The organism is Pseudomonas silensiensis (assembly GCF_050434865.1).
Classification (GTDB): Bacteria; Pseudomonadota; Gammaproteobacteria; order Pseudomonadales; family Pseudomonadaceae; genus Aquipseudomonas; species Aquipseudomonas fluorescens_W.
In genome coordinates, this window is the sequence record NZ_JBNDJH010000011.1 from 28231 (window position 1) to 47974 (window position 19744).

The following is a 19744-nucleotide window of genomic DNA, read 5'->3' on the forward strand; positions in this document are numbered from 1 at the left end:
TCGCGTTTCGCGAACGAACGTTGCCAACTGAAGGTTGGATTCCTTCACCCGTGGTCCTCTAGCCTTGGCTCATATTCCAAGAACAACATGAGGTACCCCGCGATGACTGCCCCCTTAAGTGCAATCAAAGTGATCGAGATCGGTACGCTGATCGCCGCGCCGTTCGCCGCGCGCATGCTCGCCGAGTTCGGCGCCGAAGTGATCAAGATCGAAGCCATGGGTCAGGGCGATCCGCTGCGCAAATGGCGCAAGCTGCACGAAGGCACGTCGCTGTGGTGGTACCTGCAATCGCGAAACAAGAAGTCCCTGGCGCTGAATCTGAAATCCCCCGAAGGCATCGAACTGGTCAAGCAACTGGCGAGCAGCGCCGACGTGTTGATCGAAAACCTGCGTCCCGGCGCTCTGGAGAAACTCGGCTTGGGCTGGGATGTCTTGCACGCCCTCAATCCCAACCTGACGCTGGTGCGTATTTCCGGTTATGGCCAGACCGGCCCGTACCGCGATCGTCCGGGGTTCGGTGCGATTGGCGAGGCCATGGGCGGGATCCGCTACACCACCGGCACCCCCGGTTCACCGCCGGCTCGGGTGGGCGTCAGCCTCGGTGATTCCCTGGCTTCGCTGCACGCGGTGATCGGTGCCTTGATGTCGCTGCTGCGGGTCAAGACCGGGCAGGGCGGTGGGCAAGTCGTCGATGTGTCCCTGGCTGAAAGTGTGTTCAATGTCATGGAAAGCCTGGTGCCGGAATACGACATGCTCGGCCACGTTCGTGAGCGCAGCGGCGGCGCCTTGCCAGGCATCGCGCCGTCCAATACTTACCTGACAGCCGATGGCGCTTATGTGGTGATCGCCGGCAACAGCGACCCGATTTACAAGCGCCTGATGGACGTCATCGGTCGCCGTGATCTGGCCGATGCGCCGGAGTTTGCCCATAACGACGGGCGTGCTGCCAAGAGCAACGTGCTCGACGCGGCGATCACTCACTGGACCAGCAGCCTGCCGATCGACGAGGTGTTGTCGGCACTGGAAGCTGCCGAAGTCCCGGCCGGGCGCATCTATTCAGTCGCCGACATCGTCGCCGATCCGCACTATCAGGCGCGGGACATGCTGCTCAACGCCGACTTGCCGGGCGGTGCCACGGTGAAGATGCCCGGCATTGTGCCGAAAATGTCCGAGACGCCCGGTGGCGTGAACTGGTCCGGACCTGCGTTGGGCCAGCACACCGACGGCATCCTCGCGGGACTGGGCCTTACCGGTTCGGACATCGAACGACTAAAAGCTCAAGGGGTGGTGCAATGATCACTGATTTTTCCGAGACCCTGATTGTTCAGGAAGTCTCCCCCCGCGATGGCTTGCAGATCGAGCCGACCTGGGTCGAAACCGTCGACAAGATTGCCTTGATCGATCAGCTGTCGCTGGCCGGTTTCAGCCGCATCGAAGCCGGCTCGTTCGTTTCCCCCAAGGCGATTCCGGCGCTGCGCGATGGTGAGCTGGTGTTCAAGGGCATCGCCCGGCAACCGGGGGTGATCTACGTCGCGTTGATCCCCAACCTGAAAGGCGCGCAACGGGCGCTGGCGACGAAGGCCGACGAGTTGAACCTGGTGATGTCCGCCAGCCAGACCCACAACCTGGCCAACATGCGCATGCGTTGCGAAGCCTCATTGGCCGCGTTCGGCGAGATCGTGCAATACGTCCAAGGGACGAAGGTGCGACTCAACGCCAGCATCGCCACCACCTTCGGCTGTCCGTTTGAAGGCAAGATCGATGAGGATCGCGTGCTGCAAATCGTCGAGGCCTATCAGGAACTCGGGATTCGGGGCATTACCTTGGCCGACACTACTGGCATGGCCAATCCGCGGCAGGTTGATCGTCTGGTGCGGCGGGTCTTGCAGCGAGTTTCGCCGGCTGATCTGACCCTGCATTTCCACAACACTCGCGGCCTCGGTTTATGCAACGTGCTGGCCGCCTATGAGGCCGGTGCCCGACGCTTCGACGCGGCCCTCGGCGGGCTCGGCGGTTGCCCGTTCGCGCCGGGCGCCTCGGGCAATATTTGTACTGAAGATCTGGTCAACCTGTGCGATGAAATCGGCATTCATACCGGCATCGATCTGCCGCTGTTGCTGCAATTGTCGCGAGGATTACCCGCGCTGCTGGGCCACGAAGTGCCCGGTCAGCTGGCCAAAGCCGGACGCAATTGCGATCTGCATCCAGTGCCTTCCTGACCCAACTCAAAACCCTGTGGGAGTGAGCCTGCTCGCGATAGCGGTGGGTCAGTTCATGCGATGTCGGATATGACTCCGTCATCGCGAGCAGGCTCACTCCTACAGTAAAAGCGTCCACAAAGCCTCTCAACCAGACAACAAAAACAATCGGACACCCACGGGCAGTCCGCCTGGAGAACCATCATGAGCCTTAATGTACTGGAGGCGGGCGCGAGCCCGTCCGTTAGCCACGACGAAGAAAAAGCCCTGGTCAGCAAAGTCGCCTGGCGCCTGATGCCGTTGATTATGGTCTGCTACCTGTTCGCATTTTTCGACCGCATCAACATCAGCTTCGCCAAGTTCCAGTTGCAGGCCGACCTGAGCCTGAGCGACACCGCTTACGGCCTCGGCGCCGGGTTATTTGTGGTCGGTTACGTGATCTTCGAAGTGCCGAGCAACATGATGCTGTACAAGGTCGGCGCCCGGCGCTGGATCGCCCGGATCATGATGTCCTGGGGCCTCGCTACTGCGGCCATGGTCTTCGTCAATAGCGAATGGCAGTTCTACGCGCTGCGCTTTGTGATCGGTGCGATGGAGGCCGGTTTTGCGCCGGGAGTCCTGTATTACCTGACGCTGTGGTTCCCGCAGCACTATCGCGGACGCATCACGTCGATGTTGTTTCTGTCGTCGGCGTTTGCCGGCCTGGTCGGCGCACCGTTCTCCGGGCTGGTGCTGCAACACCTCGACGGTTTTATGGATATGCGCGGCTGGCACTGGCTGTTTCTGCTGGGCGGCGTGCCTTGCATTGGCCTTGGCTTGCTGGTGCTGACGTTGCTCAAGGACCGCATCGAAGACGCCCATTGGCTGACGCCATCCGAGAAAACGCTGCTGGCCAGCCGCATCGCGCACCATGAACCGCACAAGAGTGGCGGCTCGTTGCTCGCCGCACTGCGGATTCCGGGTTTCCTGACCCTCGGGCTGATCTACTTCCTGATTCAGGTGGCGTCCTACGGCTTGAACTTCTGGGCCCCGCAACTGATTCGCAGCGCCGGTACCGAGAGCCCGGTGATGATTGGTTTACTGACCGCCATCCCTTACATCTGCGGCGCGATCAGCATGGTGGTGATCGGGCGGTTGTCCGACGCGACCGGTGAGCGGCGCAAGTTTGTCGCAGGTCTGGTTGCGGTGGGTGCGGTGGGGTTCTTCTGTGCGGGGATCTTCGCTAACCACACGACCTTCCTGATTGTCGCGCTGGGCTTGCTCGGTGCCGGGATTATCGCGTCCATCCCGAGTTTCTGGACCCTGCCGCCCAAACTGCTGGCCGGTGCTGGCGCAGGGGCTGCTGGCGGGATCGCAGTCATCAACACCCTCGGCCAGTTCGGCGGCATCGTCAGCCCGGTGATGGTGGGGCGGATCAAAGACCTGACGGGCAGCACCACGCCAGCACTGTATGTTATCGGCGTCGCTGCACTGATCGCCGTCGCGCTGCTGCTGTGGGGGTTGCCGCAGAAGCTGCGCACGCTCGACAAGTTTTAAAGGTTTCGCAGGCTACCTCAGCCCCTACATGGACCACGCATCCCTGTAGGAGCTGGCGCAGCCTGCGATCTTTTGATCTTCAAGTCGTGATCACCCCTTTAACCGGTGTGGCACTGAACTGAATCAACGCCACGCCTGCTATCAACAACACCGCCCCAAACACCCGCGGCAACGTCATCTCCCGCTCCACCAACCCAAACCACCCGAAGTGATCCAGCACCAGCGACGCCACCACCTGTCCCGCCAGCGCCAACGCAATAAACCCCGATGCCCCGAGCTTGGGCAGCAACATCAGCGCCAATGAAATAAAGCACACCCCAAACGCGCCACCGGTCCATATCCACAGCGGCGCCTTGCTGATGAACGCCAGCGACGGCAACGGCAAACGCAGCGCCAACATCACCGGCAGCAACACCACAATACTCACCAACAACGACGCGAGAGTCGCCCACAACGGATGGCCCAAGCCGCGCCCGAGGTTGGCGTTGATTGCGCTTTGAAAAGGCACCACCGCCCCGGCTATCACGGCCAGCAGCAACAGCCCGGCCCAATGCAACGTACTCATGAAGATTCTCCAACAGGTTTTGCTGGACTCTAGAGTATTCGTCGCGCAGATTTAAATTCCAAATAGCTATGCAGAACATGCATCAGATGAATGATCTTCGGCGCGTCGACCTCAATTTGCTGGTGATCCTCGACGCCTTGCTCAGCGAACAACACGTGACCCGTGCCGCCGAGCGCCTGCACCTGAGTCAGCCGGCCGTCAGTCATGCCTTGGCGCGATTGCGTGATCTGCTCGGCGATCCTTTGCTGGTACGGGCTGGCGCGAGCCTTGTGCCAACCCCGCGAGCCCTGGAGTTGATGGCTCCATTGGCCGAAGCCCTGGCCCAAGTGCAATCGCTGCTGGCACCGAATACCTTTGATCAGGCCACCGCCAAGCGCACGTTTCGACTGGCGATGTCCGACTATGGCGCTGCCATCGTCCTGCCGGGGTTGATACGGACTTTGCGCCGGGAAGCACCGGGCATCGATCTGCAAATCAGCCATGCCAGCCGCGAAGGCATGATCGAGGGAGTGCTCAACGGCGACATCGACGTGGCGGCAGGCGTCTTTCCAGAGTTGCCGAACGAGTTGCGCAGCACCCCGTTGTTCGAAGAGCACTACGCTTGCCTGCTCGACCGTAACAGCCTGCCCGCCGATGGCGTGCTCGACCTGCCGACCTACCTCGCCCGACCCCACGTCCTGCTGGAAATGCGCGGCAGCGGCACCCCGGAAATCGAACGGGCCCTGACCGCCCTGCGTGAACGCCGTCGCGTGGCGATCAGCCTGCCGCACTGGAGCGTCGCCCCGGAATTCATCAGCGGCACCGACCTGATCCTCACCGTCGCTTCCCGAGGGTTGCTCAATATCGATGAGCAGTCGTTGATCGTAGTCCCGCCGCCGTTTCATATTCCGTCGTTTACGTTTGTGTTGGTTTGGCACAAGCGGCGGGGTGGGGATCAGGCGTTGAACTGGTTGAATGGGCGGATTGGGGAGGGGATAGTGCGCGGCGACCAAACCACGGGCTCATCAATTAGCGATTGAGGTAAAAAAATTGCTCACTGGCCTTAACCACCTGACGCTCGCCGTCACCGACTTGAACCGCAGCGTGACGTTTTATCAAGATCTGCTGCAACTGCGCCTCGAAGCTATTTGGGACACCGGCGCCTATCTCTCGCTGCCGGGTCTGTGGTTGTGCCTTTCCCTCGATCCACTGCGCAAATCCGAACCCGCCGCCGACTACACCCATTACGCCTTCGGTATCAGTGCATCGAATTTCCCGCTGTTCGTCGAACGCCTGCGATCATCCAACGTCCAGGAATGGCGTGATAACCGGAGCGAAGGCGCATCGTTCTATTTCCTCGACCCAGACGGGCACAAGCTAGAAGCCCATGTTGGCGATCTGGCGTCACGACTGGCGGCCTGTCGACAGCGACCCTATGCGGCAATGAAGTTCTGCGACGATCAGTAAGTCAGGCTCCGGGGACCTGAGATAGACTTGCGTGCATTCAACCCGGCTCAACAGGACTTCCAATGACCCCATCGCTGCTAATGGCTGTTCTGGCCTCGGGCTTTATTTACGGCATCACGCCGGGGCCGGGTGTGTTGGCGGTGTTCGGCATCGGTGCGGCGCGTGGTCGGCGGGCTGGGGCGGGGTTTCTCTGCGGGCATTTGCTGGGGGATGTGGTCTGGTGCAGCACGGCGCTGATTGCGATTGTCGGTGCGCGGGAAATCGGTAGCACCGCGTTCGATGTGCTGGGAGTACTCAGTGGGCTGTACCTGTTTTGGCTCGGCCTGCGCGCGGTTCGTGCCCGTCGCAGCAGTGTCGAAGCGCCACAGGGGCCGGCGCGGCAGCCGTTCTGGCACGGCATTCTGTTTGGCCTGACCAATCCGAAGGCTTACCCGGTGGCGGTAGCGACTTTTACGGCGTTGCTGTCCAGCCGTGCCGAATTGCTGCACTGGTCGATGCTGCCGTGGCTGATTGTTCTGAGCTTCGTCGGTGGCCTCATGGCCTACGCTATCCTCATTGGCATTGTCGGTGCGCGGCAGGTGCGCAGCTTGTACCAGCACCATGAGCTGTTGATCACCCGGTTGTGTGGGGTGATGTTTATCGGTTTCGCCATCAACGCCCTGGCGCATGCATTGCCGGGGCTGGTGACGAACAAGGCGTGAGGCTGATCGCAGGGACGCGTCAGTTGTATTGCTGGGGAAGGGAAGGTTCATTATTGCTGCATATCCGGACACGCTCACCGCACTATGGCAACCAGAAATTCCGCGCCGTTGGCGAGCTTCATCGATCTCTTGCTGGACGCCGTCTGTGCGGTCGACAAACAAGGTCGCTTCGTATTTGTCAGCGCGGCCTGCGAACGTATTTTCGGTTATACCCCCGAAGAGCTGATCGGCCAGCCGATGATCGACCTGGTGCATCCCGCCGATCGACAGCGCACCCTCGATGCCGCGCGGGAAATCATGGGCGGCGACCCCAAGCTCAACTTCGAAAACCGCTATCTGCGCAAGGATGGCCGGGTGGCGCACATCCTCTGGTCGGCGCGCTGGTCTGAGGTCGACCAGCTGCGCATCGCCGTGGCACGCGACATCACTGAGCGTAAGCAGGCCGAATCCCGACAAGCGGCGTTGTATGCGATCTCCGAAGCGGCCCACGCGGCGGAAGACTTGTTGGCGTTGTTCAAACGCATCCATTTGATCATCGGTGAATGGCTGCCGGCGCTGAATTTCTCCGTGGCGCTGTATGACGAACACTGTGCACAGCTGAATTTCCCTTATCACGTGGACGACCTGGAGCTGCAACCCGAGCAGCCCGGAACGATCACCGGACGTCTCTGCGCCGAAGTGATTCGCAGCGGCCAGCCGATTCTGCTGACCGCGGGTCAGGACAATTTGCCGGAAGGGTTTGAGGCGCTGGTCGCGGGCCAGCATTCACCCTGCTGGCTGGGTGTGCCGTTGAGTTCTCAAAACGGCACCATCGGTGCGCTGATCGTCAAAAGCGTACCGGGCGGCGAGCGTTACACCGAGCAGGACAAGGAGCTGCTGCAATACGTTTGCGCCCAGGTCGCCACCGCGATTGAGCGCAAGCAATTGCATGCCAGACTGCAGCGCATGGCCCAATACGACCCACTGACTCAACTGGCCAACCGAGAGTTGCTCCGTGACCGTCTTAAAGACTCACTGACGCAGGCGCGAGCGGACTCTGGCCGAATGGCACTGCTGTACGTCGACCTCGACCGCTTCAAGCAAGTCAACGACACCCACGGTCATACGGTCGGCGACATGCTGCTGCAAGCGGTCGCCAATCGGCTCAAAGGCTGCGTGCGCGAAACCGACACCGTGGCGCGCATCGGCGGTGATGAGTTTGTAGTGTTGTTGCACAGCATCCACGCCTCGGAAGACGCCGACATCGTGGCGGGAAAAATCCGACAGGTCCTGGCTCAGCCCCTGCGTCTGGACGGCCACAGCCTGATCATCCAGACGAGCATCGGCGTTGCGCAATACCCCGACCACGGCACTGAAGAAAATCAGTTGTTTCGGCATGCCGATGAAGCCATGTACGCCGCCAAGCGCCAACATCATCAGCGCCTCGGGGCCTGAAAAATCTGCCACCGTTCGTCGCGTAAATTTCAATTTCTCTAAACCTTTGCGGTGATCGAAATTCTGATTTTATGCGGGCTCCTGCTCGCCGCGATCATTACCAAGAGGTAGAGAATCATGCCTAATTCAAGAAACTCGAACTCGGGAAACTTCGCCAACGATCGAACCAAGGCGTCTGAAGCCGGTCGCAAAGGTGGGAAAACTACCACCACGACTGTCGATAAAGACCCTGCGAAACCCGATATGGGCCGCAAAGGTGGTCAGAAATCGAAGTAGCGGTGAAGGTAGTTTTGATTGAGAGGCGGGAGCGTAAGCTCCCGTTTGAATTTTTTACGAGGAGGGCGCGACCATGAGCCGGATGGCCACCCGATTACGCAATGCCAGTTTTGCCACGTTGCTGGCCCTGTGCGCCAGCAGCGCCTTTGCCCAGTCCCCCGCCGAATTCATTAACGATGCGTCGGCCAAAGGCATGGCCGATATCGAAGCCAGCCGCTTGGCGCACCAGAAAACCGAATCCAAAGAGGTCAAGGACTACACCATCGTCGTCATCAACGACCGCACCACCGCCAACCAGCACCTGGCGAAAATCGCCAAGCAGCTGGATTTGCCGGTGGCCCCGCGCGAAGAGGTCGTCGATAAAGCCAAAGCCTTGATGCCGCAAGTGCAGGACGACGCGAGCTTCGACCAGGCCTACGCGGCCAGTCAGGTGAAAACCACCCAGGAAGCCATCGAACAGCTTCAACAGGCAGCGCAGACCACTGACGTGCCTGAAATCAAAGCCTTCGCCGAAGAAACGTTGCCCAAACTGCAGAACCACCTGCAAATGGCCAAGGCGCTGCAAGCCAGTCGCTAGCCATCGGAGTGAGCGGGTGGTCTGGGGCCACCCGCGACTTCCCGATCAGCATTGATTCAAATCCGGTTTGCCTTTTTCCTCGGCGACGGTCCCGTCCACGGAAACTGTTTCGCCCTCGCCAAGTTGCCGATACTGCTTTCTCAGCGCTTCCAGCTGCTTGAGATCCAGCGCCTCGAGGCCCAGCATTGCGTTCTGCGCATCCTTCGTCACCCGCAGCAACTCATCAATCTTCAAATGCAAAATGTCCGTGTCGCGGTTCTGGGTGTTCTGGATCAGGAACACCATCAGGAACGTGATGATGGTGGTCGACGTATTGATGATCAGTTGCCAGGTATCGTTGAAGTGAAAAATCGGCCCACTCAGACCCCACAGAAAAATCAGAATGATCGCCCCCATGAACGTCTTGGGGCTGCCGGCCCACAGGGCAAGTTTCTGAGCGACTTTTGCGAATTTCATTGCCGTGTTCCTTATAGGGATGCGCCTGGTTTTCAGACAGCACGGGCATGATGAAAATTCTGATTAAATTCTGGGTTCAATGATAAGCCGGTAGCTCGGAGGAGCTGACGAAGGCTGCGAGCTAGCGATCTTATAGGACAAATTGACCCGGATATGGATGGAAGAAATCTCTGTTGTTCCCAATTCTTGGTTGGATTCTTTCTTTGTGCCGGTTTGTGTCTAGTATCAAAGGCAATCAATTTGCCAGCATGCAAACACACGGACCGAACCAGATAAGAGGCCACTCATGGAATTCTTCGAAAAGTTAGCAAGCTTAGCCGCCAAAGTTCGTTTGCAAGGCGCTGCCATTAAGACGGAAGAAGCGACCAAGAACGCGTTTGTCATGCCATTTATCAGTACGGTGCTGGGCTACGATGTCTTCGATCCGACGGAAGTAACTCCCGAATTCGTTTGCGATATTGGAACGAAAAAGGGAGAAAAAATTGATTACGCAATCATGAAGGGAGGAGAGGTTCAAATCCTCATTGAGTGCAAAAAAATAGGCGAGCCGTTGCACATCAATCACGCCTCCCAGTTGTTTCGCTACTTCCACGTCACCAGCGCCCGAATCTCTATCCTTACCAACGGTCAGGTCTACAAGTTTTTCACCGACCTGGATGCGCCCAACAAGATGGATGAGAAGCCATTTCTTGAACTCGACCTTCTGGATATCGATGAGTATTCCGTCCCCGAATTGGTCAAGCTCACCAAGTCAGCCTTCGATGTGGATTCGATTATTAGCGCCGCAGGTGAGCTGAAGTACGTCAGCCAAATCAAAAAGGTCATTGCTTCGCAGGTCAGCAAACCTGATGACGACTTTGTGAAAGTGTTCGCTTCGCGTGTATACGACGGTGTGATTACTCAGAAGGTCCGTGAGCAGTTCCATGAGCTAACGAGAAAAGCTGTGGTGCAGTTTCTCAACGACCAAATTAACGACAGGCTCAAGTCGGCCATGAGCGGCGCCATTCAACCCGCGTTGGCCTCTTTGCCGGTTTCCTCCAGTGGCGCTGAGCAGCCGGATTTGCGAGACGAGTCCGAGGACAAGGTTCTGACCACCTTGGAAGAGCTGGAGGGATATCACATCGTCCGTGCCGTCGTTCGGTCTGTTGTCGATGCAAAGCGGATTGTTCAGCGCGATACACAGAGTTATTTCGGCATTCTGCTCGACGACAACAACCGCAAACCGATCTGCCGTCTGCACTTCAATCGTTCACAGAAGTACATCGGGATTTTTGACGAAGAGAAAAATGAAACCCGGCATGCAATAAACTCGATAGACGATATCTACGAATACTCGGATCACTTGAAGAAGACTGTTGGGTATTACGACTAGCCGAGCTTGCTCGGCGCGAAAGAAAACCGGCCATCGCGGCCGGTTTTTTGTGGGCATTTGGCCCTTGAGGCTAATGCCAATCAGTTAAGGAACGACACAATCCGTAGCAGCTGGCGCAGCCTGCGTTCGGCTGCGAAGCAGTCGTGAAATCAGACGATGCGGTGTTTCAGGAGTACCGCAAACTCAGGTTTTACGACTGCTTCGCAGCCGAACGCAGGCTGCGCCAGCTGCTACGGATTGCGTTTTGGCTTAACTGATCGGCATTTGCCCTAGAAGCTGGTGTTTTGGGGGTTTCTGTTCACTCCGCCAACTTCACGTCCACCGACCAACTGAAGTACCCCAGTGCCTCGCAGCTTTTATTGATCAACATGAATTTCAGTTCGCACGCCTCAACCCCAGCCGCCAATTGCGTGCAATGCCAGTAATGATCATCGGCCATGTGGCTGCCCGGTTGGGTCGGGTTTTCGGGATCGGGTGCGGGGACTGTCAGGTTTGCGTGGACCACCAGTTCAGGCGGTGAAAGTACCCCTGCATCACCTGCAGACATCTCGTAGAACACCACGCTGTGTTCGGCGAGCAAGCTGACGGTCCTGCCACGGATGTGGAAGTTCTCGCCGTTATTCGCGGTGAGCGTCATTAAGCTGTCATTTGTTGTACTTTGTGTTGACTTTGTTCCGCTGATGGCGAAGATGAAACCTTCTTCAATACCGGTCGGGTTTTGCGGTTCAAGACTGGGCTGCGGATAGCGTGACAGCAGTGATTCGGCATCGACGATCAGCAGCACATTGTTGGCTGGCGCGATACTCGTCGAGGGGGAGGTAATCGGTTCGGAAGTCATCATGGATTCCTTTCATGATGTTGATTCAAGACGGCAGCCGCATCAGTTCAAGCAAGACATCCCGTCCCGGCCGAAGCGGCAACGAACTCGGTAGGCCCCTCGTTGCCAAGGGGCCTGGTCATCGTCAGTTACGGATGGTAATGAAAGGATCCCACGAGCAGCAGCCTACGATCTTGCAGTCGCGATCAACGATCAGGAAATGGAAGTGGTAGGTCACGCTACCGCACGAAAGTGTTTCCGAAGACCAGTAATGGTTATCGACTTTCTGGCAGCTAGGCACCGACGGGTTGCTGGTGTTGGGAACGGCAACGCACGCTGTAGCCTTGCGGGGCGTGGGTGTGGAGATCAACTCGTTGCCGACGTTGCCAACGAACTTGTAAAAAATCACTGCAGTCTCGAAGCTCTGCGACAGGCTGGTTTCACGCCAGCGAATCAAGTCGCCTACCTGGGCTTTCAAGTTAAGTTCGCCACCGGCCTGGCCGCTGACCACGTTGTTCTGATTGGTCACCATGTACACATGATTGACGTCGATTAACGTCGGCGACGCAGGGTTTTTGCTGATGTTCGGGTAGTTTTTCAGAATGGTTTCAGTGTCGATTGAAACAAGTACATCCGTGACTCGAGACATAGTAAAGCTCCTTGTTCATAGTGAATGCCTGGTTACTTTTCAGGCGCAACAACGCTTGCTTGCCTTACGGCCGTTGCGAACACACTACGGGCGGAACCCACCTGTCACGGGCATGAGCTGGCCTTGCTCCTTGCGTGCAAACTAACGGGTTCGGGTTCCTTCCGACGGGCCGCGATTAGGACTATAGATGCGATATGCAGGCTGTCAAAATTGCTTGGCTTCTGTCTCGACGAACGGTCGGTTTGGTTATGGCGCAAGAAGATTTGGCGATAAAAATGCCCGCCCGGATTCCTCTATGTTGCGTCGCCATCCGAAGGTCGGGATAGGGCGCACGCGCCGGTCGATGTAACCTAGCTGACCGGATGTCTGCCTCAGGCAACTTCGCACCGACAGGAGAACGCAATGAGTTGGTCCGCCAAACAATACGTCGCTTTTGAAGATGAACGCACACGCCCGGCCCGTGACTTGCTGGCTGCCATTCCGGGCACGGATGCGCGCTCGGCCATCGACATCGGTTGCGGCCCTGGCAACTCCACTGAATTGCTGGTTGAGCGCTTCGCCAATGCTACGGTGCGTGGCCTGGACAGTTCGACCGATATGATCGAGGCCGCCCGCAAGCGCTTGCCGCAAGTGCAATTCGATACGGCTGATATTGATACCTGGAACGAAAACGGCCCGTTTGATGTGATTTTCGCTAACGCGGTGTTGCAGTGGGTTCCTGACCACGCGAAGTTACTGCCTGCACTGGCGAGCAAGCTGGCGCCGGGTGGCAGCCTGGCGATCCAGATGCCGGACAATCTCAACGAACCTTCGCATCGCTTGATGCGCGAAGTTGCAGCCGATGGCCCATGGGTTGGCAAACTGGCGGGCGCCGCCGGGCAGCGAACGGACATGGCAGATGCCAGTGGGTATTACTCGATGCTGCGAGCCCACTGTTCCCGTGTCGATGTGTGGCGCACGACTTACCATCATCCACTTGCTGGCGGCGCGTCTGGTGTCGTCGAGTGGTTCAAGGGCAGCGGTTTGCGGCCGTTTCTTGATCCGCTGGATGAGGCGGAGCGGGCGCAGTATCTCAAGCAGTACCAAGCGGCGATCGAGCGGGCCTATCCGTCGTTGGCCGATGGATCAGTGCTGCTGCCGTTCCCACGGTTGTTTATCGTTGCGACGCGTTGATGCATTAATGAAAAAAGGGACAGATCCCGCTCTTTCCGTCTGTCCCTTTCTCGCACTGATGGCCGAGCAACCTGCCGCCGCTAATCAAGCAGTTGATCGATCAAAACAGCGTTGCTATAGATCAAGCTTCCATCACTCGCTCGATGCCCGACCAGATGAAACTGGCCGCGCTCGTAGTGTATATAGACGCGCATCTGGCAATCGGACAACGGGCCGTATCCCTCCGGCAATTTCAACTCCAGTGTATCCATGTCGACATCGACCATGGTTTCACGCCCATCTGTCTTCTGCAGGCGTTCTTCAGCTTCCTCCAGTCTCAGACGGAGAGGGTTATCGACGTAAAAATGGATTTCACCTATTGGTTCCGACTTTTCTGCACCGTTGAGTTTGCACCGACCTTCGATCGTCAAGGCACTCATGACGAAATCTCCGTTATGGACGGATGGACGCTATCGCCCTTGGCCGTCATTTGTCTGACCGCTATGCATAGGCGAGGATCTTTCGGGCGCTTTTAGCCGATCTTTGCCTTCCGTAATCAGATTTTAATTATAGCTGGCAACCGGGCCTCGCTTGCTCGACGTGTCGTTCAGGCGAGAGGTGTTGCTCAATAGTTACAGTTATATATAGCGAATAGATTTCAACTGATCAAGTTGATGCTGAAGTTGGAATATCCAGGCGGCAAGGCTTTTCCGGAAAAGCGTTTGCTCCGGCCATGAACTATACTTCCTGCGGACTTTGCTACGAAGATAAGTGGTATTTGTCCAACCTGTTTTGGCGTCAGATTAGTATGAGTTTGACGATGTTGTTCTGTGGGAATGCTTAGGCATGCCGATGAGTAACAGGAATAGGATGAAGGCAAATGGCAATAGCAATTATTCTTGTGCTAATCGTTATTGCCTCCGTGCTGTTCCATCTGGTAGCGCCTTGGCATGCGGCGCCGCCCGCGTCGAACTGGGGTTCTATAGACACCACCCTGTTTATCACACTGGTCATCAGCGGCATATTTTTCATCGCCATTACCGCTTTCATGGCGGTGGCCATCATGCGCTTCCGTCACAAGGAAGGCTCCAGGGCGGCCTACCAGCCAGAAAATAAACGGCTGGAATTCTGGTTGATTGTCGTGACCTCGATCGGTATTGCCGGGATGTTGGCGCCCGGCCTGGTTGTTTACAATGATTTCATCCGGGTGCCTAAAAATGCTACTGAACTTGAAGTGATCGCCCAGCAGTGGCAATGGGCTTACCGTTTTCCGGGCCAGGACGGAAAGTTGGGTAAGTCGGATATAAAGTTGGTTAATTCGGTCAATCCACTCGGCGTTGATCCCAAAGATCCTGTCGGGCAGGACGATGTAATAGTCAGAAGTAATGAAGTTCACCTTCCGCTCGATCAACCGGTGAAAGTGTTATTGCGTTCCAAAGATGTGCTGCACAACTTTTATATACCGCAGATTCGCAGCAAGATGGACATGGTGCCTGGGATGGTGTCGTACTTTTGGTTTACGCCAACTGTTATCGGCAAGTATGAAGTCCTGTGTGCCGAGTATTGTGGTGTCGGTCATTACAACATGCGCGGCACTATGATCGTGGAAGACCAGGCTACCTTCGCCCAGTGGCTGGGCAGCCAACCGACCTTTGCGCAAACATTGGCGACCGCTGCCAAACCCAGTCGGGACAGCGTGTTGGAAAAAGGCCGCCTGTTGGTCGAGCAGTATGGTTGCCGTGCCTGCCATAGCCAGGACGGCAGTGCCAGTCTCGGCCCGGGATGGAAGGGCCTTTACGGGCGCACCGAACAACTGGCCGATGGCACCAGCGTGCAGGTCGATGAAGCCTACCTGAAAGAGTCGATCCTCGATCCGAAGGCCCGCCTGGTGCAAGGCTACCCGCCGGTGATGGTGGCCTATACTCTCAATGACGATGAACTGGGTGCGGTCATCACCCTGATCAAATCACTGGGTACCGGACCGCAAGCTGAAGAAGCTTCTCCCGGCGAAGCGTCGGCCCCGGGTGAGGACCTGGTGGCACAGGGTCAACGGCTGGCTCAGTCGCTCGGCTGTCTGGCCTGCCACAGTGTCGATGGCAGCAAGGGTGTCGGCCCCAGCTGGCAGGGCCTGTACGGCAAGACAGAAACCCTTGCCGACGATTCGACGATAAAGGCCGACGAGGGCTATATAAAGGATTCGATCCTTAATCCCGGCGCCAAAATCGTCAAGGGCTACGCAGCCGTCATGCCGCCCTTTACCCCGAGTGATCAGGAGTTGAACGCGCTGATCGCTTTTATCAAATCCAAAGCGAATGCCGACGCTGATGCGAGCAAGGCGGAGCCAGGGAAGTAGCCGTAAAGCAGCCAGGAATGCACTGAAACTTCGAACAGGAGGATGACGTGATGGCCTATGCGGAGCAAGCCGAAACAGAAGCGCTACACGAGCCCAAAAGTTTCCTGACCAAATATGTCTGGAGTCAGGACCACAAGGTCATAGCCATTCAATATTCCTTGACGGCTTTGTTCGTGGGTCTTATCGCCATCGTGTTGTCCGGCTTGATGCGCATACAGATAGGCTTCCCCGGCAGCTTGGCGTTCATGGACGCCAGTACTTACTATCAGGCGATGACCATGCACGGCATGATCATGGTCATTTATTTGCTGACGGCCTTGTTTCTCGGGGGCTTCGGCAACTATCTGATCCCGCTGATGGTGGGCGCCCGCGACATGGTCTTCCCCTACGTCAACATGCTGAGTTACTGGTTCTACCTGCTGGCGGTAGTAGTGTTGCTCTCCAGTTTCTTTGTACCGGGCGGCCCCACCGGTTCGGGCTGGACGCTCTATCCGCCACAGTCCATTTCTCAGGGGACACCGGGGGTGGAGTGGGGCATCGTCCTGATGCTCGTCTCACTGGCGATTTTTATTGTCGCTGCCACCATGGGCGGGTTGAACTACGTCACCACGGTATTGCAGGCGCGCACGCACGGCATGACATTGTTTCGCATGCCGCTTTCCGTATGGGGCATTTTCATGGCCTCGATCATGGCCCTGCTGGCTTTCCCGGCGTTGTTCGTCAGTGCGGTCATGATGCTGTTCGACAAACTGTTGGGCACCAGCTTCTTTATGCCGGCGATCATCTCGCTGGGGCAGCCACTCGCTCACCAGGGTGGCAGCCCGATCTTGTTCCAGCACCTGTTCTGGTTCTTCGGCCACCCGGAGGTCTACATCGTTGCTCTGCCTGCGTTTGGTCTGGTCTCTGACTTGATCAGCACGCATGCGCGTAAAAACATCTTCGGCTACCGAATGATGGTGTGGGCCATTATTGCGATTGGCGTACTCAGCTTTGTGGTCTGGGCGCACCATATGTATGTCAGCGGAATGAACCCGTACTTTGGCTTTTTCTTCGCCGTCACCACCTTGATCATCGCGGTGCCCACCGCACTGAAAGTCTACAACTGGGTGCTGACCCTCTGGCGGGGCGACATTCATCTGACCGTGCCGATGCTGTTTGCCCTGGCCTTTATCGTCACCTTCCTGGTCGGCGGTCTGACTGGATTGTTTCTGGGCAATGTGATCGTGGATATACCGCTCTCGGACACGTATTTCGTGGTGGCCCATTTTCATATGGTGATGGGTGTCGCACCGGTGCTGGTGGTATTCGGCGGCATCTATCATTGGTTCCCGAAAGTCACTGGGCGGATGTTGAACGACACCTTGGGCAAGCTGCATTTCTGGATTACCTTCCTGGGCACCTACGCCATCTTCTTCCCCATGCACTACCTGGGATTCCAGGGCATGCCACGCCGTTACTACGCCTATGACAACTACGCGTTTATCCCGCAGTCGGCGCAGGAGTTGAATGCCTTCATCACGGTGATCGCATTGACGGTCGGCGTTTCCCAATTGCTGTTCGTGTTCAACCTGGCCTGGAGTGTGTTTAAAGGCAGGCCCGCAGGCAGTAACCCCTGGGGCGCGGCCAGTCTGGAATGGCAAACGCCGAACACCCCACCGATACACGGCAACTGGGGAGCGAAGCTGCCGGTCGTGCATCGCTGGGCTTATGACTACAGCGTGCCGGGGATAGAACAGGATTTCGTTCCGCAAACAGTCTCCGCCGAGGAGCTGGAGCAGATGCGCCAACTCAGTGCCGGAACCACGATAGCGGGCGTTAAACCATGAGCAGGCTGCTATTGAGAAACGCCGACGGCGCTGACCCCGGCGGCAGCTGGAATCGCGACCCGCGGGGTACAGAGGCCGGCGAGGGCGCCGATCGATACCAAATCGCAAGAACAGGCCTGCGTTTGTTTCTGGTCGTGGTGAGTTCGTTATTTTTCCTGTTCTTGCTCGCCTTTATCGCCCGTTCACAAATGACCGACTGGCAGCCCCTGACAGAGCCCTTGGCGCCGTTGGCCAATCCAGGGCAGCTATGGGTGAATTCGGCATTTCTGGTCTTGAGTTGCATTGCATTGCAGTGGGCGCGCATGGCCGCTCGCAAGGCTCGGCTCGACGCAACGGTCATCGGCTTTGTGTTGGGAGGCCTATTTGCAATGGCCTTTCTGCTGGGGCAATTCTGGGTCTGGCAGCAGTTTGTCGCCTGGGGCTACTTTGTCGCCGGCAACCCGGCCAACAGCTTCTTCTACCTGTTGACCGGTGTGCACGGGCTCCACCTGCTGGGTGGGTTGATTGCCTGGGGCAGAACCGTTGCTAAATTCCTGCAACGTGTGCCGTTGCCGCAACTCAGCGCCAGCATCGAACTCTGTGCCATTTATTGGCATTACTTATTGGGTCTGTGGTTCGTGCTATTTGCTCTGCTGACCAGCACGCCACAAACCTATGAAGCCATCGCCAGACTCTGCGGCCTGAGGTAATCAGCCATGGCATCGCACCCAGCAACCCCAGGCGAGTCCAGTTCATCCAGTCCCCCCGGCTCACCGCTTGTACCGGGATGGGAGGGCATCGCCAGCGACTGGTCCTCGGATAAGGAGGCTTTCAAGCAAGTCCCCTGGGGCAAGGCGATGATGTGGATATTCCTGCTCAGCGATACCTTTATATTCACCTGTTTTTTAACCGGCTACATGTCGGTACGCATGACCATCACTACCGCCTGGCCGAACCCCAGTGAAGTGTTCGCATTGACGATCGGCGGTAGAGAAATCCCGCTTATTCTGATCGCCATCATGACCTTTGTGCTGATCAGTAGCAGCGGCACCATGGCCATGGCCGTCAATTTCGCCTATCGCCGTGATCGTGCGAAAACCACGGCCCTGATGCTGGCGACCGCTGCCTTGGGTGTGACCTTCGTCGGCATGCAGGCATTCGAATGGAGCAAGCTCATCGCAGAAGGCGTGCGTCCTTGGGGGAACCCTATGGGGGCGGCGCAGTTTGGCGCCAGCTTTTTCATGATTACCGGTTTCCACGGACTGCATGTGTCAATCGGAGCGATCTACCTCAGCATTGTGGCGCGGAAAGTATTGCGGGGAGATTATGAGCGCTCCGGAAACTATCAGAACGTCGAGATAGCCGGGCTTTACTGGCACTTCGTGGATTTGGTGTGGGTGTTTATTTTTGCTTTCTTCTATTTATGGTAGAGGAGCACGGGTGATGGCACATGCTCAGGGTCAACAACATCCGATTAGTTTGTATCTCAAAATCTGGGGGCTGTTATTCGTCCTCAGCACGATGTCGTATCTCGTCGACTATTTTCACTTCCATGGCTATCTTCGGTGGGCCCTGATTATCACGTTCATGTTGTTGAAGGCAGGTTTAATTGTCTCCATCTTCATGCATATGGCCTGGGAACGGTTGGCCATGGTCTACGCCATATTGGTGCCACCGTTGTGTTTGCTGGTACTCGTCGGACTGATGGCCACCGAGGCGGACTATGTGTTCCTCAGTCGGGTCATTTCCTTCGGCCAATAAGCAGCGTCTGGATGGCCTTCAGTCTCCAGAGGCTAACCCGATATCACTCGCTTGAACTGATGCCATTTGTGCTGCCAGGCGACCGTCCAGTGGGGGGCTGCCGTTCCCGTACCGGCGATCTCCAGCATTGGATGATGTTCGATAACCCCGTCCAATACCGACTCCTGATCCGGCTCGACATCGACGAAGAAAATATGTTTTCCCTCCGCTACCACCTGTTTAAAACTGCGGAAGTGAGTGTTTGGTACCTGAATACCAAAAAAACCGCCTTCCCAGATGCAGAAGCCGCATACAACAATGGCAAGAAAGATAAAAGGCATCCAGCCTGCGGCGGATTCGGTCCAACCCAGCCAATAAGCGCCGCCAAGAACCAGTGCAGCGAGTGGTATACCGATCACGGCACCAATTTCGCCAGAGTGGACAACATCCTGTTCCATTAACGAAGTAACTTCGTGAAGGTGATGTTGTTCAACATCGGCAACGTGCTCACTGAGCACATGAATTTGTTCGGAATTGATGCCGCTGGCTTCCAGCTCATTTTCAACGGCTTCAAGATCGTCGAGGTTATTGCTGATGTAATAGTGTCGATTCATGCCACACCTCCCATCTCGTGCTTGCCGTAGACCTCCTTTGTCTTGTAGCTGCC

General features: G+C 57.1%; 22 protein-coding genes. 16 read left to right on the plus strand and 6 right to left on the minus strand.

The window, feature by feature from the left end:
• Positions 1-102: 102 nt before the first annotated feature.
• The 3 genes from QF010_RS17005 (at position 103) to QF010_RS17015 (ending at position 3734) form a co-directional block, all read left to right on the plus strand.
• Complete coding sequence (locus QF010_RS17005) at positions 103-1296, plus strand: CaiB/BaiF CoA transferase family protein (protein WP_429533562.1); 1194 nt, start codon at positions 103-105, stop codon at positions 1294-1296.
• Positions 1293-2219 carry a hydroxymethylglutaryl-CoA lyase gene (locus tag QF010_RS17010; RefSeq protein ID WP_429533563.1) on the plus strand — a complete coding sequence of 309 codons (927 nt, stop codon included), beginning with the start codon at positions 1293-1295 and terminating at the stop codon, positions 2217-2219. The genes QF010_RS17005 and QF010_RS17010 overlap by 4 nt, the downstream gene beginning before the upstream one ends.
• Positions 2220-2402: 183 nt before the next feature.
• On the plus strand, positions 2403-3734 hold the full coding sequence (locus tag QF010_RS17015; protein ID WP_429533564.1) for an MFS transporter: 1332 nt from the start codon (positions 2403-2405) through the stop codon (positions 3732-3734).
• Positions 3735-3813: 79 nt separating this feature from the next.
• On the opposite strand, the gene QF010_RS17020 is transcribed toward QF010_RS17015, so the two are convergent.
• The gene (locus QF010_RS17020; protein ID WP_429533565.1) at positions 3814-4299 is read right to left on the minus strand and encodes a DMT family transporter; all 486 of its coding nucleotides are present in this window, start codon (positions 4297-4299) and stop codon (positions 3814-3816) included.
• A 77-nt stretch (positions 4300-4376) separates the two neighbouring features.
• Here QF010_RS17020 and QF010_RS17025 point away from each other — a divergent pair, with 77 nt between their 5' ends.
• From QF010_RS17025 to QF010_RS17050, 6 genes are all read left to right on the plus strand, one after another.
• The gene (locus tag QF010_RS17025) at positions 4377-5318 is read left to right on the plus strand and encodes a LysR substrate-binding domain-containing protein (RefSeq protein WP_429533566.1); all 942 of its coding nucleotides are present in this window, start codon (positions 4377-4379) and stop codon (positions 5316-5318) included.
• A gap of 10 nt (positions 5319-5328) precedes the next feature.
• On the plus strand, positions 5329-5745 hold the full coding sequence (gene fos, locus QF010_RS17030; protein ID WP_429533567.1) for a fosfomycin resistance glutathione transferase: 417 nt from the start codon (positions 5329-5331) through the stop codon (positions 5743-5745).
• 62 nt (positions 5746-5807) lie between these two features.
• Positions 5808-6446 carry a LysE family translocator gene (locus tag QF010_RS17035; RefSeq protein ID WP_429533568.1) on the plus strand — a complete coding sequence of 213 codons (639 nt, stop codon included), beginning with the start codon at positions 5808-5810 and terminating at the stop codon, positions 6444-6446.
• Between the two features lie 84 nt (positions 6447-6530).
• Entirely contained in the window at positions 6531-7880 is a 1350-nt protein-coding gene (locus QF010_RS17040; protein WP_033061382.1) for a sensor domain-containing protein, read from the plus strand.
• Between the two features lie 117 nt (positions 7881-7997).
• Entirely contained in the window at positions 7998-8156 is a 159-nt protein-coding gene (locus QF010_RS17045; protein WP_010462447.1) for a KGG domain-containing protein, read from the plus strand.
• 73 nt (positions 8157-8229) lie between these two features.
• Positions 8230-8733 carry a DUF4142 domain-containing protein gene (locus QF010_RS17050; protein ID WP_033061383.1) on the plus strand — a complete coding sequence of 168 codons (504 nt, stop codon included), beginning with the start codon at positions 8230-8232 and terminating at the stop codon, positions 8731-8733.
• 45 nt (positions 8734-8778) lie between these two features.
• Here the strand turns inward: QF010_RS17050 and QF010_RS17055 are convergent, their stop codons facing one another.
• Entirely contained in the window at positions 8779-9189 is a 411-nt protein-coding gene (locus tag QF010_RS17055) for a low affinity iron permease family protein (RefSeq protein WP_033061385.1), read from the minus strand.
• Positions 9190-9475: 286 nt separating this feature from the next.
• Between QF010_RS17055 and QF010_RS17060 the strand changes: the two genes are divergently transcribed.
• A complete protein-coding gene (locus tag QF010_RS17060; RefSeq protein ID WP_429512153.1) occupies positions 9476-10561 on the plus strand; it encodes a type I restriction endonuclease in 1086 nt (361 codons plus the stop codon).
• Positions 10562-10859: 298 nt separating this feature from the next.
• Here QF010_RS17060 and QF010_RS17065 read toward each other — a convergent pair whose 3' ends face one another.
• Positions 10860-11399: an AidA/PixA family protein gene (locus QF010_RS17065; protein ID WP_429533569.1), complete on the minus strand. Its 540-nt coding sequence runs from the start codon at positions 11397-11399 to the stop codon at positions 10860-10862.
• Between the two features lie 124 nt (positions 11400-11523).
• A complete protein-coding gene (locus QF010_RS17070; protein ID WP_033061388.1) occupies positions 11524-12027 on the minus strand; it encodes an inclusion body family protein in 504 nt (167 codons plus the stop codon).
• 402 nt (positions 12028-12429) lie between these two features.
• Between QF010_RS17070 and tam the strand changes: the two genes are divergently transcribed.
• On the plus strand, positions 12430-13200 hold the full coding sequence (tam, locus tag QF010_RS17075; protein WP_033061389.1) for a trans-aconitate 2-methyltransferase: 771 nt from the start codon (positions 12430-12432) through the stop codon (positions 13198-13200).
• A gap of 80 nt (positions 13201-13280) precedes the next feature.
• Here tam and QF010_RS17080 read toward each other — a convergent pair whose 3' ends face one another.
• The gene (locus QF010_RS17080) at positions 13281-13619 is read right to left on the minus strand and encodes a hypothetical protein (protein ID WP_046055747.1); all 339 of its coding nucleotides are present in this window, start codon (positions 13617-13619) and stop codon (positions 13281-13283) included.
• A gap of 440 nt (positions 13620-14059) precedes the next feature.
• Here QF010_RS17080 and QF010_RS17085 point away from each other — a divergent pair, with 440 nt between their 5' ends.
• Genes QF010_RS17085 through QF010_RS17105 form a run of 5 tightly spaced genes read left to right on the plus strand, consistent with a single transcriptional unit; the run spans position 14060 to position 19098 of the window.
• A complete protein-coding gene (locus QF010_RS17085; RefSeq protein WP_429533570.1) occupies positions 14060-15532 on the plus strand; it encodes a c-type cytochrome in 1473 nt (490 codons plus the stop codon).
• A gap of 50 nt (positions 15533-15582) precedes the next feature.
• A complete protein-coding gene (gene ctaD, locus QF010_RS17090) occupies positions 15583-17358 on the plus strand; it encodes a cytochrome c oxidase subunit I (protein WP_033061394.1) in 1776 nt (591 codons plus the stop codon).
• Positions 17355-18047, plus strand: coding sequence for a cytochrome c oxidase subunit 3 (locus QF010_RS17095; RefSeq protein ID WP_429533571.1), 693 nt, complete (start codon positions 17355-17357; stop codon positions 18045-18047). The genes ctaD and QF010_RS17095 overlap by 4 nt, the downstream gene beginning before the upstream one ends.
• 6 nt (positions 18048-18053) lie before the next feature.
• Positions 18054-18767 (plus strand): heme-copper oxidase subunit III family protein, encoded by a 714-nt coding sequence (locus QF010_RS17100; RefSeq protein ID WP_429533572.1) that lies wholly within the window; start codon positions 18054-18056, stop codon positions 18765-18767.
• Between the two features lie 13 nt (positions 18768-18780).
• The gene (locus tag QF010_RS17105; RefSeq protein ID WP_033061398.1) at positions 18781-19098 is read left to right on the plus strand and encodes a cytochrome C oxidase subunit IV family protein; all 318 of its coding nucleotides are present in this window, start codon (positions 18781-18783) and stop codon (positions 19096-19098) included.
• A gap of 32 nt (positions 19099-19130) precedes the next feature.
• Here the strand turns inward: QF010_RS17105 and QF010_RS17110 are convergent, their stop codons facing one another.
• Positions 19131-19691 (minus strand): magnesium transporter, encoded by a 561-nt coding sequence (locus tag QF010_RS17110; RefSeq protein ID WP_429533573.1) that lies wholly within the window; start codon positions 19689-19691, stop codon positions 19131-19133.
• Positions 19692-19744 lie beyond the last annotated feature (53 nt).

Coding starts and splice junctions, on each gene's coding strand:
- QF010_RS17005 (WP_429533562.1), top strand. CDS start 103: ATGACTGCCCCCTTAAGTGCAATCAAAGTGATCGAGATCGGTACGCTG.
- QF010_RS17010 (WP_429533563.1), top strand. CDS start 1,293: ATGATCACTGATTTTTCCGAGACCCTGATTGTTCAGGAAGTCTCCCCC.
- QF010_RS17015 (WP_429533564.1), top strand. CDS start 2,403: ATGAGCCTTAATGTACTGGAGGCGGGCGCGAGCCCGTCCGTTAGCCAC.
- QF010_RS17020 (WP_429533565.1), bottom strand. CDS start 4,299: ATGAGTACGTTGCATTGGGCCGGGCTGTTGCTGCTGGCCGTGATAGCC.
- QF010_RS17025 (WP_429533566.1), top strand. CDS start 4,377: ATGCATCAGATGAATGATCTTCGGCGCGTCGACCTCAATTTGCTGGTG.
- QF010_RS17035 (WP_429533568.1), top strand. CDS start 5,808: ATGACCCCATCGCTGCTAATGGCTGTTCTGGCCTCGGGCTTTATTTAC.
- QF010_RS17040 (WP_033061382.1), top strand. CDS start 6,531: ATGGCAACCAGAAATTCCGCGCCGTTGGCGAGCTTCATCGATCTCTTG.
- QF010_RS17045 (WP_010462447.1), top strand. CDS start 7,998: ATGCCTAATTCAAGAAACTCGAACTCGGGAAACTTCGCCAACGATCGA.
- QF010_RS17050 (WP_033061383.1), top strand. CDS start 8,230: ATGAGCCGGATGGCCACCCGATTACGCAATGCCAGTTTTGCCACGTTG.
- QF010_RS17055 (WP_033061385.1), bottom strand. CDS start 9,189: ATGAAATTCGCAAAAGTCGCTCAGAAACTTGCCCTGTGGGCCGGCAGC.
- QF010_RS17060 (WP_429512153.1), top strand. CDS start 9,476: ATGGAATTCTTCGAAAAGTTAGCAAGCTTAGCCGCCAAAGTTCGTTTG.
- QF010_RS17065 (WP_429533569.1), bottom strand. CDS start 11,399: ATGACTTCCGAACCGATTACCTCCCCCTCGACGAGTATCGCGCCAGCC.
- QF010_RS17070 (WP_033061388.1), bottom strand. CDS start 12,027: ATGTCTCGAGTCACGGATGTACTTGTTTCAATCGACACTGAAACCATT.
- tam (WP_033061389.1), top strand. CDS start 12,430: ATGAGTTGGTCCGCCAAACAATACGTCGCTTTTGAAGATGAACGCACA.
- QF010_RS17080 (WP_046055747.1), bottom strand. CDS start 13,619: ATGAGTGCCTTGACGATCGAAGGTCGGTGCAAACTCAACGGTGCAGAA.
- QF010_RS17085 (WP_429533570.1), top strand. CDS start 14,060: ATGGCAATAGCAATTATTCTTGTGCTAATCGTTATTGCCTCCGTGCTG.
- ctaD (WP_033061394.1), top strand. CDS start 15,583: ATGGCCTATGCGGAGCAAGCCGAAACAGAAGCGCTACACGAGCCCAAA.
- QF010_RS17095 (WP_429533571.1), top strand. CDS start 17,355: ATGAGCAGGCTGCTATTGAGAAACGCCGACGGCGCTGACCCCGGCGGC.
- QF010_RS17100 (WP_429533572.1), top strand. CDS start 18,054: ATGGCATCGCACCCAGCAACCCCAGGCGAGTCCAGTTCATCCAGTCCC.
- QF010_RS17105 (WP_033061398.1), top strand. CDS start 18,781: ATGGCACATGCTCAGGGTCAACAACATCCGATTAGTTTGTATCTCAAA.
- QF010_RS17110 (WP_429533573.1), bottom strand. CDS start 19,691: ATGAATCGACACTATTACATCAGCAATAACCTCGACGATCTTGAAGCC.